10 protein-coding genes are annotated in these 12,119 nt (G+C 72.7%); 3 read left to right on the forward strand and 7 right to left on the reverse strand.

Annotated elements, in window-relative coordinates:
* Positions 1-43 precede the first annotated feature (43 nt).
* Entirely contained in the window at positions 44-1,408 is a 1,365-nt protein-coding gene (locus ACIBEI_RS10645) for a trans-sulfuration enzyme family protein (RefSeq protein WP_398887155.1), read from the reverse strand.
* Here ACIBEI_RS10645 and ACIBEI_RS10650 point away from each other — a divergent pair.
* The gene (locus ACIBEI_RS10650) at positions 1,370-1,876 is read left to right on the forward strand and encodes an Lrp/AsnC family transcriptional regulator (RefSeq protein WP_398887157.1); all 507 of its coding nucleotides are present in this window, start codon (positions 1,370-1,372) and stop codon (positions 1,874-1,876) included. The genes ACIBEI_RS10645 and ACIBEI_RS10650 overlap by 39 nt on opposite strands.
* 95 nt (positions 1,877-1,971) lie before the next feature.
* Positions 1,972-3,675 (forward strand): DUF885 domain-containing protein, encoded by a 1,704-nt coding sequence (locus tag ACIBEI_RS10655; protein ID WP_398887159.1) that lies wholly within the window; start codon positions 1,972-1,974, stop codon positions 3,673-3,675.
* 157 nt (positions 3,676-3,832) lie between these two features.
* Here ACIBEI_RS10655 and ACIBEI_RS10660 read toward each other — a convergent pair whose 3' ends face one another.
* From ACIBEI_RS10660 to ACIBEI_RS10670, 3 genes are all read right to left on the reverse strand, one after another.
* Complete coding sequence (locus ACIBEI_RS10660) at positions 3,833-4,720, reverse strand: SDR family oxidoreductase (protein ID WP_398887161.1); 888 nt, start codon at positions 4,718-4,720, stop codon at positions 3,833-3,835.
* 355 nt (positions 4,721-5,075) lie between these two features.
* Positions 5,076-5,591, reverse strand: a complete 516-nt coding sequence (locus ACIBEI_RS10665; RefSeq protein WP_398887163.1) for an immunity 21 family protein — start codon at positions 5,589-5,591, stop codon at positions 5,076-5,078.
* Positions 5,592-5,712: 121 nt separating this feature from the next.
* Positions 5,713-6,294: a rhodanese-like domain-containing protein gene (locus ACIBEI_RS10670; RefSeq protein ID WP_398887406.1), complete on the reverse strand. Its 582-nt coding sequence runs from the start codon at positions 6,292-6,294 to the stop codon at positions 5,713-5,715.
* 187 nt (positions 6,295-6,481) lie between these two features.
* Between ACIBEI_RS10670 and ACIBEI_RS10675 the strand changes: the two genes are divergently transcribed.
* Positions 6,482-6,928 carry an Lrp/AsnC family transcriptional regulator gene (locus ACIBEI_RS10675; RefSeq protein ID WP_143644218.1) on the forward strand — a complete coding sequence of 149 codons (447 nt, stop codon included), beginning with the start codon at positions 6,482-6,484 and terminating at the stop codon, positions 6,926-6,928.
* A gap of 108 nt (positions 6,929-7,036) precedes the next feature.
* Here ACIBEI_RS10675 and ACIBEI_RS10680 read toward each other — a convergent pair whose 3' ends face one another.
* The 3 genes from ACIBEI_RS10680 to ACIBEI_RS10690 all read right to left on the reverse strand — a co-directional run bounded on the left by ACIBEI_RS10680 (position 7,037) and on the right by ACIBEI_RS10690 (position 12,034).
* Positions 7,037-10,024: an AAA family ATPase gene (locus tag ACIBEI_RS10680; RefSeq protein WP_398887166.1), complete on the reverse strand. Its 2,988-nt coding sequence runs from the start codon at positions 10,022-10,024 to the stop codon at positions 7,037-7,039.
* A gap of 88 nt (positions 10,025-10,112) precedes the next feature.
* Complete coding sequence (locus tag ACIBEI_RS10685) at positions 10,113-11,276, reverse strand: exonuclease SbcCD subunit D (RefSeq protein ID WP_398887168.1); 1,164 nt, start codon at positions 11,274-11,276, stop codon at positions 10,113-10,115.
* A 131-nt stretch (positions 11,277-11,407) separates the two neighbouring features.
* Positions 11,408-12,034: a YigZ family protein gene (locus ACIBEI_RS10690; RefSeq protein ID WP_398887169.1), complete on the reverse strand. Its 627-nt coding sequence runs from the start codon at positions 12,032-12,034 to the stop codon at positions 11,408-11,410.
* Between the last annotated feature and the right edge of the window lie 85 nt (positions 12,035-12,119).

Here is a 12,119-nt window from a genome sequence, read left to right on the forward strand (position 1 = left end):
GTCACCCGTCACCCGTCACCCGTCACCCGTCACCGGCCGATCATCACTCGCCCAACGCCCCGTCCAGATCCCGCCAAAGATCCTCCACGTCCTCCAGGCCCACCGACAGCCGCAGCAGCCGGTCGCTCACTCCGCTGTGGCGCCGGTCCTCCGCGTCCACGATGCGGTGGCTGATCGAGGCCGGATGCTGGATCAGCGTGTCGACGCTGCCGAGGCTCACCGCCGGGGTGATGAGGCGGACGGCGGCTGTCACCTCGTGCGGATCGCCGTGGATCTCGAAGGCGATCATGGCGCCGCCGAGCCGCGGATAGTGGACCCGGGCGACACGCGGGTCGGCGGCGAGGCGCCGGGCCAGTTCGGCGGCGTTCGCGGAGGCCGCACGCACGCGTACGGGCAGGGTCGACAGCCCGCGCAGCAGCAGATAGCCGGCGAACGGATGCAGCACGCCCCCGGTGGCGAAACGGACCTGCCGCAGCCGCCCGGCGAACTCCTCGTCGCAGGCCACGACTCCCGCCATCACGTCACCGTGCCCGCCCAGGTACTTGGTGGCGCTGTGCAGCACGAGCCGCGCGCCCTGTTCGGCGGGCCGTTGCAGCACCGGCGTGGCGAAGGTGTTGTCGGCGAGCAGCGGAACGCTTCCGCAGGCGTGGGCGACCGCCCGCAGATCGAGTTCGGCGAGCGTCGGGTTGGCGGGCGACTCGACCAGTACCAGACCGGTGTCCGGCCGCAGGGCATCCGCGATGCCCGCCGGGTCGACCCACGTCACCTCGGACCCGAGCAGCCCGGCCGTCAGCAGGTGGTCACTGCATCCGTACAGGGGTCGTACGGCCACGACATGGCGCAGGCCCATGGCGTTCCGTACGAGCAGCACGGCACTCAGCGCGGCCATGCCGCTCGCGAACGCGACGGCGCTCTCCGTGCCCTCCAGACGCGCGAGGGCGGTCTCGAAGCGGGCGACGGTCGGGTTGCCGAGGCGGCCGTAGACCGGCGGCCCCTCCGGCTCGGCCCCGTCCGTGGCGAAGGCGTCGATCCGGGCCGCCTCGCCCCGGCTGTCGTACGACGGATAGGTCGTGGACAGATCGATCGGCACGGCGTGCAGCCCCTGCCGGGCGAGATCGTCCCGCCCGGCGTGCACGGCTTCGGTGGCCAGCGCGCGCAAACCTCCACTGGCCAAGCCCGGCGCGGCTTCAGGGGCCGAGCCCCGCACGCCGCTCCCTCTCTTCCCGGCCGCCGCATCCCCGGCCGTCGCCCGGCCCGCTCCCTCTACGTCGTCACACGTGTCGCGTACATCAACGCTGCCGAAGTCCATGAACAGCAGCCTGAACACCGAACGGATGGTGGACGCAGAAGTCCGTGTTACGTTCGGGCCATGGCCGAATCCGTCGTACTGGACCCGGTGGATCTTCATCTTCTGCGGTTGTTGCAGAACGACGCCCGGGCCACCTACCGCGACCTCGCCGCGCAGGTGGGGGTCGCGCCCTCGACGTGCCTGGACCGGGTGAGCCGTCTGCGCCGGGCGGGCATCATCCTGGGCCATCAGCTGCGGCTCGATCCGGCCAAGCTGGGCCGCGGCCTGGAGGCGTTGTTGTCCGTGCAGGTCAGGCCGCACCGGCGGGAGTTGGTCGGCCCGTTCGTGGAGCGGATCAGGGCGCTGCCCGAGTCGCGAACCGTGTTCCACCTCACGGGGCCCGATGACTACCTCGTCCATGTGGCCGTCGCGGACATGGCGGATCTGCAGCGGCTGGTCCTCGACGGCTTCACCGCACACCGCGAGGTGGCCCGTGTCGAGACCCGGCTGATCTTCCAGCAGTGGGACTGCGGGCCCCTGCTGCCTCCCGAGTCCGCGGGGACCACGCCCACGGCGAAATCGGGCTAACTTCGGGCTGTCGTCGGGCCGACGTGGGGCCGATGTCGCACAAGGCCCGGTAAACCGGGCTGACGCACCGGCCGTCCCCGTATGAGGATGGCCGCATGTCACAGACGAAGAACCCGCTCCCCCGCGAGGTCGCCGACACCTACGTCGACGAACTCATCGCCCTCGACCCGGTCACCGGTACGTATCTCGGAGTGAAGGAGAGTTCGGGCTCATTGCCCGACACCTCGCCCGCCGGCCAGGACGCGCTCGCGGCACTCGCGCGGGCCACACTGGCGCGGCTCGACGAGGCGGAGCGGCAGCCCGGCGCGGACAGTGACATCGAGCGCCGCTGCGCACGCCTGCTCCGCGAGCGGCTCACCGCCGAACTCGGCGTGCACGACGCCGAGGAGAGCCTGCGGGCCGTCGGCAACATGCACACCGCCGTACACGCGGTGCGCGAGGTGTTCACCGTGACGCCCACGGACACGGACGAGGACTGGGCCGCGATCGCCCGGAGGCTGCGTGCCGTGCCGACGGCCCTCGACGGCTACCGCGAGTCCCTCTCCCTCGGCCTGGAGCGCAAGCTGTTCGCGGGCCCGCGCCCCACCGCGACGTTCGTCGAGCAGCTCACGGAGTGGTCGGACACCGACGGTTCGGACCGCGGCTGGTTCGAGGACTTCACCTCCGCCTGCCCCGAGACGCTGCCCAGGACTCTGCGTTCGGAGCTAGACGAGGCCGCCCGCGCGGCGACCGCCGCCGTCGCCGCCCTGCGCGACTGGATGCGCGACGTGTACGCGCCCGCGATCGAGGGCTCGCCGAACACCGTGGGCCGCGAGCGGTACGCGCGCTGGTCGCGCTACTTCAACGGCACGGATCTCGATCTGGACGAGGCGTACGCGTACGGCTGGGCCGAGTACCACCGGCTCCTCGCCGAGATGAAGAAGGAGGCCGAGAAGGTCCTGCCCGGCGCCGAGACCCCGTGGGTGGCGCTCGCTCACCTGGACGAGCACGGCAGGCACATCGAGGGCGTCGACGAGGTCCGCGAATGGCTGCAGAGCCTGATGGACCAGGCGATCGAGGAACTCGACGGCACCCACTTCGAACTCGCCGAGCGGGTACGGAAGGTGGAGTCCCGCATCGCCCCGCCGGGCAGCGCCGCGGCCCCCTACTACACGGCACCGTCGGAGGACTTCTCCCGCCCCGGCCGTACGTGGCTGCCGACGATGGGGCAGACCCGCTTCCCGGTGTACGACCTGGTGTCGACCTGGTACCACGAGGGCGTCCCCGGCCATCACCTCCAGCTCGCGCAGTGGGCGCACGTCGCCGAGAACCTCTCCCGCTACCAGGCGACCATCGGCGGCGTCAGCGCCAACTGCGAGGGCTGGGCGCTGTACGCGGAGCGGCTGATGGACGAGCTCGGCTATCTCAAGGACGCGGAGGAGCGGCTCGGTTACCTGGACGCCCAGATGATGCGGGCGGCCCGCGTCATCGTCGACATCGGCATGCACCTGGAGCTGGAGATCCCGGCGGACTCGCCCTTCCACCCGGGCGAGCGCTGGACTCCCGAGCTGGCGGAGGAGTTCTTCGGCGCGCACAGCAGCCGCCCGGCGGACTTCGTGGAGAGCGAGCTGACCCGCTACCTCTCCATCCCCGGCCAGGCCATCGGCTACAAGCTCGGCGAACGCGCCTGGCTGCTGGGCCGTGAGAACGCCAGGAAGCGCCACGGCGACGCGTTCGACGCGAAGGCCTGGCACATGGCCGCCCTGTCCCAGGGGTCGCTGGGCCTGGACGACCTGGTGGACGAGCTGTCCCGGCTCTGACGGGGACGGCGACCGGGCTCGGCGCAACGCGGTTGACCGCGCCGAGCCCGGTCGACGAACCGCACATCGCCGCGGCCGCCCGTCGACAGACGTATCGCCGGTCGACAGACGTATACCGACAGACCGCACGCCGACGAACCACATCCCGACGAACGCCTCAGCGCCGGAACCCGCCCTCCGAGTCGATCACCTGCCCGGTGATCCACTCGGCCTCGTCCGTCGAGAGCCAGGCGATGAGCCGCGCGGGGTCGTCCGGCATTCCCCAGCGTCCGGCGGGGAACATCTCGGCCACGGCCGCGTACGCGTCTCCCGTCATGTAGTCCGTGTCGACGGGACCGGGGTTCACGGTGTTCACCGTCACCGCGTGCTCGGCGAGCGTGGTCGCCAGGGAGCGGGTGACCGAGGCGAGGGCGCCCTTCTGAAGGGCGTACGCGATCTCGCCCGGCATGCCGCCCGCGATGTCCTGACCCGATGTCATCATCACCACGCGCCCGCCCGCCGTACGCGGTGGAAGAGCGGCGCGCAGCCGGGCGTAGGCCTGGACGAGAAGGATCACGGAACGGGTGTCGACTTTCCAGTGCGCGTCGAGCATCGCGGCGTCGATCGTGTCGAGCGGACCGTCCGAGCCGCTGAGCGCGTGGTTGGCGACGAGGATGTCGATCCGTCCGCCGAGCGTGTCGGCGGCCGTGGCGATCAGTTCGGCCGGGGCCGCCGGGTCGGAGAGGTCGCCCGGTCCGTCGACGACCCGCGCCCCGGGGTCGGCGAGCGCCTCGCGGATCCCGGCGACCACGTCCTCGGGGCGGTCCGCACCCCAGGGCTTGTCGGCGTCGTGCGGTACATGGTGGTGCGCGTACACACTCGCTCCGTACGCGGCCAGCCGTCGGGCCACGGCGTAGCCGATCCCTGCGCGTCGGCCGACGCCGGTGACCAGGGCGGTACGGCCACGCAGCGGGAGGGGGTCGCGGCGCAGCGCTTCGGGTGTGGGGGGAAGGGAGTTGGGGTGGCATGGCGGACCATGATGGGCGGCGCCGATGCCACACCGCATGTCATTTTCCGCGGCCAGCGGGGCGGTTCGGCTCGCGCCGGCGGGGCGGGCTGGGCGAGACGGTTCGGCTCGCGTGAGCGGTCGCGACTCCGCTCGCGTGGGTGGCTGCGAGCGGGCCGCCAGGCGCGGGGACCCGGACATCATGCCCGCCCCTCGCCCACCCCTCGACGGGGCAGGTCGCAGCCCTGCCCTCATTCACTGGGCGAGGCCATCCATCACCGGCCGAGGCCGTGCGCCAGGGCCCGAGACCGTGCATGACTTAGCCATGCCCCATGCCCCATGCCCCATGCCCCATGCCCCGAGACCGTGCATGACTTACCGGCCGGGGCCATCCGTCACTGCCCGAGGCCGCGCGTCACTTCCCGAGCGGCCTCAGTTGCACGAGCCCGATCCACGTCTCGGGCCCCGGCTCGGCGTGCGCCGCCCGCACCGCGTACCGCCCCGGCGCCAGGTCGATCCGCAGATGCCCCGTCTTCGTCGATTCCTCGCCCGGCCACGCCGCGTCGAACAGCACGACGGGCCCGGGGATCTCCCACCGCACTTCCCGCTCCCACGCCGCGTCCGCGAGGGCGGCCGGAACCCCGGCCAGCAGCTCGCGCTCGGACTCCCCCGCACACCACCGTACGAGGGTGCCGTGCTCCGGGAGATACGCCGTCGCGGCAGGATCGTCGCCGAGGACGAGGGCGGTGGTGTTGCCGACGGGCAGCAGGCCGACGAAGCCCTCCACCTCGCACGCTCTGTCGTAGTCGGAGGCCAGCTCGTCGCCGTCGGCCCCCGTCCAGAACGGCAGCACCACTTCCGGTATCGCTATGAGCGGTCCACCGCCCGACTCCACCCACTCGACCGAACTGGGACCCGCGTAACTCGCCATGCCCAGAAGTTACATGGCGCGGCGGGCCAGAATTGACGATTCCTTTGCACTCCGGGCGAGGTGATACACGACTGAGTCCGAACGTCGTCCCGACGGCGGCAGTACCGCGGCGGTACGGCGGTCAGCAGCCGCAGTCCTCCGCGCCGACCGGGGCGGTCAACGGGTCGGCGGCGCGCTGCTCGCGGCCCTCCCAGGTCTCGAACTCGAAGCCCTCGCGCGCCCAGTACTCGAAACCGCCGAGCATCGCCTTTACCTGGAAGCCGAGTTCGGCGAGGGCGAGGGCGGCGCGGGTCGCGCCGTTGCAGCCCGGACCCCAGCAGTACGTGACCACCGGGACCGCCCTGTCGAGGAGTTGCTCCGCCTGCTCCGGGATGAGCGCGGTGGGCAGGTGGATCGCGCCGGGCACATGCCCTTGGTCCCAGGACTCCGTCGAGCGGGAGTCGAGGACGACGAAGCCGGGGTCGCCGTCGGCCGCCAGCGCGGCGGCGACGTCGGACACGTCGGCGTGGAAGGCGAGGCTCGCACGGAAGTGGGCGGCGGCTGCCGCGGGCGAGGCCGAGGCGACTCGCAGAACGGGGTTCACGGCGACGGCGTTCCCGGCGGTGGCGTTCCCCGTGATGGCGCCCCCGGTGATGGCGTCCCCCGTGATGGCGATGATGCCGTCGGTGCGGGTACCGCCCGTGGTGGTGCTGGTCGCGGTCATGGTCTGGCCTTCCCTCCCGGTCCCGCCGACGCCGTCGGCGTCGCACAACGGTCGGTCCGGTGCCTCGTCTACACCGGCCGCGCGGAACTTCATGACCAGAAATCTACGGCCGTCGATCCGCTTCCTGAAGGAGTGATCCACGGCCCTGCGCTTGATCCGCCGGGGATTCCCCTGCTATCTCTCGACCATGACCGCGTATTCCCCGGACGCCACCGACTGGCGCATTCTCGAAGTCCTCCAGCGCGAGGGCCGGGCCAGTTTCGCCGAGCTGGCCCGTGCCGTCTCGATGTCCGCGAGCGCGGTCACGGAGCGCGTGCGCCGCCTGGAGGAGGCCGGCGTCATCCAGGGCTACGCGGCGGTCGTGGACCCGGAGAGCCTGGGACTGCCGATCCTGGCCTTCGTGCGGCTGCGCTATCCGAACGGCAACTACAAGCCGTTCCACGACCTCGTCGCCGCGACCCCCGAGATCCTGGAGGCACACCACGTCACGGGCGACGACTGCTTCGTCATCAAGGTCGCGACACGCTCGATGAGCCACCTGGAGGAGGTCTCGGGCAAGATCGGCACACTCGGCTCGGTGACGACGAGCGTCGTGTATTCGTCACCCCTGCCGCGACGCCCCGTCGGCCGCTGAGAGCGACGACGACCACGCCAGCCCGCGGCCACCGGCGCCCACCACCCCAACCCCAGCCCCAGCCCATTCCCCGGCCACGGCCACGGCCACGGCCACGCGAACGGCCGGTCAGCCGCCCCCCTGCCGAACAACCGACCCCGACCGCCCCTTCACCACCTCCAGCTGCGCATGGATCCGGCGCCGCAGATCGGCGACATGGCTGACGATCCCGACGCTGCGGTCCCGTTCCCGCAGTGAGTCGAGCACGTCGAGAACCTCGTCGAGCGTCTGGTCGTCGAGGCTGCCGAAGCCCTCGTCGATGAAGAGCGTGTCGAGGCGGACGCCCCCGGCCTCGTCGGTGACCACGTCGGCGAGGCCCAGCGCGAGGGCGAGGGACGCGAAGAACGTCTCGCCGCCGGAGAGGGTCGCCGTGTCGCGCTCGCGGCCCGTCCAGGCGTCGACGACGTGCAGGCCGAGGCCACTGCGGCCGCGCCCGGCCCGGTCGTCGGAGTGGACGAGGGTGTAGCGCCCCGAGGACATGCGCTGGAGCCGCATCGTCGCGGCGGCGGCGACCTGCTCCAGCCGGGCGGCGAGGACGTAGGACTCCAGGCGCATCTTGCGCTCGTTGTCCGCGGACGTGCCGGCCGCGAGCGTGGCGAGGCGGGCCACACGGTCGTACTCCTCGCGCAGCGGCCCCAGTCGGCGCACGGAACCGCCCGCCCGGCGGGTCAGCCGGTCCAACTCCGCGCAGCGGCGGTCGGCCGCGTCACGGGCGGAGGCCGCCTCGCGCACGCGTCGGCCTGCGGCGGACGCGGCCTGTTCGGCGGCCTGGAGGTCGGCGGGCGGCTGCCCGGCGGCGGCCGTCGTCTCGGCCTCGGCGAGCACCGCGCGGACCGCCGCCTCTTCCTGCTGCCAGGCGTCGAGCCGGTGCTGGAGGTCGCGATGGGCAGCGTCGTCGAGGAGGGCGGCCGCGGCGGCCGACGGTGTGTCGAACCCGGCGCGGAAGGCCGCGTCGGCGAGTCGCGCGTCGGCGTCCTTCAGTCGCTGGGCGGTGTCCGCCGCGACACGTGCGGCGTCGGCGGCCTCGGTGAGCAGCGCGACCTGCCGCTCCAGTTGCGATGCCCGCGCGGCGACGCTGCCCGCCGAACCCCGGGCCTGTGTCAACTCCCCCTCCAGGGAGGCCCGTTCGCGATCGAGCGCGTCCCGCAGCGAGGCGCGGGAAGCGACCCGGCGGGCGGCCTCCTGCTGGGCGGCGAGCCGCCGTTCGCGCTCGCGCTCGGCCTGCCCCAGGGCTTCACGGGCCGCGTGCAGCCCTGAGGCGGCACCGTGCGCCTCTGCGTGTCGCTGCTCCAATTCCTCGGCCAGTTCGGCGAGTTGCCCGGTGGGCAGGTCTCCCGCCTCGGCCGTCGCGGCGGCGAGCGCCTCGCGGACGACCCCGAGCCGCCGCTCCTCCTCGGTGCGCTGCTCGTCGGCACGCTGGTACGCGGCGAGCGCGGTCTCCTCGGCCTGCTGGCCGACGTGTCCGTCGACCTTCCGGGCGGGCGCAGGATGTTCGGTGGCACCACAGACGGCGCAGGCCTCGCCGTCCACCAAGCCCGCGGCGAGTTCCGCGGCGATGCCCTTCAGACGCTGTTCCTTCAGGTCCAGCCAGTGGGCGCGCGCGTCCGTGGCACGCTCACGCGCGGCGAGCACGCGCGCGTGGGCCTCGTCCGTGTCCCCGGCGAGCTGGTCGCGCAGCCGGGCGGCCGCGAGCCGCGTCTGTGCGGGCTCGCGCTGGACGGCGAGCTGCTCGGCGCGGGTGGCTGCCTCCTGGGCCGCCTCGATACGCGTCTGCAGGTCCATCCGGGTCGAGTCCCACTCGGCGAGCCAGGTCTCGGCATCGTGCAGCACGTCCTCGTCGGCGCGCTCCTGCCGGTCCAACCCGTCGCGCTCGTCGCTGAGTTCGGCGATCCGGTGCTCGGCTCGGCGGGCCGACTCCAGCCCGCCCAGCTCCTCGGCGGCCTTCCGTGCGGCGGTCGCGAGGCCCGTCGCCCCCGCGTCGGCAAAGGTCTCCGACAGGAGGGCACGCGCGCGTGCCTCGGTACCGGCCGCCCGCCGGTGTTCGGTCTCTGTCGCGTCCCGCAGCCCGAGCGCGGGCGCCACCACCTCGGCCTTGCGGGCCCGCTCCATACGCGCCTGGGCCTCCCGGTGGGCCCCGGACCGCTCCTCAAGGCGCGCGGCCCGCTCCCGCGCCTCGGCGAACCGGCGCTGGAGCCGCGCCACTTCGCGTACGTCCTCCAGTACGTGATGCACGGCGGCCTGGGCCGACTCGGCAGCCGCCTGCGCACAGTGGGCGACCGTGAACCTCTCGCGGGCCGTGCTTCTGGCGATGGCCGCCCATTCCAGTACGGACTCGGCGAGGCCCGGTTCGCCCGGCGACAGGTCGGGCAGCGGCAGCTCCACGATGTCACCGGCCGCCTGCTGCATACGGTGGCCGTCGGCCAGCAACTCCGCGTCCGCCGCACGCACTTGGGTCTCGGCGGCGCGGCGAAGCTCGGCCAGTCGTTGTTCGACGGCGGCGAAGCGGCGGGTGTCGAAGAGCCGTCCGAGGAGCTTGCCGCGGGCCTCGGCGTCGGCACGCAGGAAGCGCGCGAAGTCGCCCTGGGGCAGCAGCACGACCTGGCAGAACTGCTCGCGGCTCATGCCGAGCAGCTGGGTGATCTCCTCGCCGATCTCCTGGTGGGAGCGGCTGAGGTCCTTCCAGGAGCCCGCCGGCGCGTCGTACTCGCGCAGCCAGCTCTGTGCCTTCTCGGTCGTCGTGCCCGCGCCGCGCTTCTTGGGGCGCTCCCAGGGCGGCTGCCGGGTGAGCTCCAACCGGCGGCCGGCCACGGTGAGTTCGAGGGTCACCTCGGTGCGGGTGGCGGCCGACGCGTGGTCGCTGCGCAGGGAACCTCCCTGGCGGGCGCCCGGCACGGATCCGTACAGCGCGAAGCAGACGGCGTCCAGGACGGACGTCTTGCCCGCGCCCGTCGGGCCGTGCAGCAGGAAGAGCCCGGCGGCCGACAGGTCGTCGAAGTCGACCTCCTGGGCGCCGCCGAACGGCCCGAAGGCGGTGATGTGCAGCCGGTGCAGCCTCATCGGGCCCCCGCCCCCTCGATGTGCAGGTCGTACGTCTTCACCGGGCTCCCCGTGGGGCCCGCCTCAGCGGGATGCTCGTACGCCGGGTTCACCGGGCGACCTCACGGACCGTGTCGTCGGCGCGGACCGCGTCGAACACGTCCTGGAGCACGGCCTGTTCGCGTGCGTCGGGTCCGGCGCCGCGCACATGGGCCACGAAGTCCTCCGCGATCTCCTGGTCACTGCGGCCGGCCAGCCGCCGGGCGTACGAGACGTCGGGGTCGTCCGGTGCCCGCTCGGGCTCGAAGACGAGGCTGAGCGTGTGCGGGAAGCGCGCCAAGAGCCGGGCCATGGGATCGGCGGGGCGCACCGGGTCGGTGAGGGTGGCCTCGACCCACGCCTCCTCGTGCCGAGCGAGCTCCGGATCGACGAGCAGGTCCTCCAGATGCCCCCGGACACGGGCGAGGGTGCGCGGCACCGGGCAGTCCAGGCGCTCGGCCCCGACCGAGCCGTCGGCTCCCAGGTCGACGAGCCACATGGTCTTGCGGTGGTCGGTCTCCGAGAAGGAGTACGGCAGCGGCGATCCCGAGTAGCGCACGCGCTCGGTGATCGTCTGGCTGCCGTGCAGATGCCCGAGCGCGGCGTAGTCGACGCCGTCGAAGACCCCGGCCGGTACGGCGGCGACCCCGCCGACCGTGATGTCGCGCTCGCTGTCGCTGGCCTCGCCGCCGGTGACGAAGGCATGGGCGAGGACGACGGAACGGGTGCCACCCGCGCGCGTGGCGAGGTCGGCGCGGACCCGGTCCATGGCGGCGGCGAGCACGGCCTCGTGGCCCGCCTTCTCCACGCCGAACTCGTCCTTCACCAGCGCCGGTTCCAGATACGGCAGTCCGTAGAAGGCCACTTCACCGAACGTGTCCTCCAGCACGACCGGTGTGCCGCACGCCGACGGGTCGGTCCGCAGATGGATGCCCGCGCGGTCGATGAGGCCGGCGCCGACGCCGAGACGGCGCGCCGAGTCGTGGTTCCCGGAGATCATCACCGTGGGCACTCCGAGGTCCGCCAGCCGGTGCAGGGCCTCGTCGAAGAGCTCGACCGCGGCCAGTGGGGGCACCGCCCGGTCGTACACGTCCCCCGACACGACCACCGCGTCCACGTCGCGCTCGCGCACGGTCGTGACGAGGTGGCCGATGAACTCGGCCTGGGCACCGAGCATGTTCACCCGGTGGAACGCCCGGCCCAGATGCCAGTCGGAAGTGTGCAGAAGCCTCATGATCCCCGAGACTAACGGCCGGGTCGGACATCACGGGCGGCTACTCCCGTATCGGCCCGCTACGGTAGCCTCTGCGCCTCTTTGAACCTCTGTGACACCTGAGCCTTGTGTGTCCCCGTATGTACCGCGCCCTATACGTCCCCGTATGCCTCGCCGCCCAGTTCGAAGCCGGCGGTACCGGCCGTGACGTCGGCCAGCCAGCCCCGGAAGGCCTCGACATCGGCGTCCGGCAGCCCGATCTCGATGGTGACGGCCTCTCCGTAGCGCACGTCGCGCACCTCGCGGCCGGTCGATCTCAGGTCGTTCTCCACCTTGCCCGCCCGCTGGTGGTCGACCGTCACCGTGGCCAGACGAAAGCGTTTACGTGTGATCGTGCCGAGGGTGTCCAGGGCCTCGCCCACTGCGCCTCCGTAGGCCCGGATGAGCCCGCCCGCGCCGAGTTTGACGCCCCCGTAGTAGCGGGTGACGACCGCGACGACGTACCGCATGTCGCGCCGGAGCAGCATCTGGAGCATCGGGACGCCCGCCGTGCCGCCCGGTTCCCCGTCGTCGCTCGCCTTCTGGACGGAGGCGTCGGCGCCGATGACGTACGCGAAGCAGTTGTGCGTCGCGTCGGCGTGCTCCTTGCGGACGACGGCGAGGAAGGCCTGGGCCTCCTGTTCGGTGGCCGCCGGCGCCAGTGCGCAGAGGAAGCGTGAGCGGTTGACCTCGGTCTCGTGCACGCCTGCGCGGGCCACCGTGCGGTACTCGTCCTGCATCGGGCCAGCGTATGCGCTGCACGCGCGCGTGCGGCCGTCCGGTCCACCGCGACCGGCGCTCCTCGCGGGCAGGGCTCAGCTCACC

Source organism: Streptomyces sp. NPDC050988 (genome assembly GCF_044456225.1).
Taxonomy (GTDB): Bacteria; Actinomycetota; Actinomycetes; order Streptomycetales; family Streptomycetaceae; genus Streptomyces.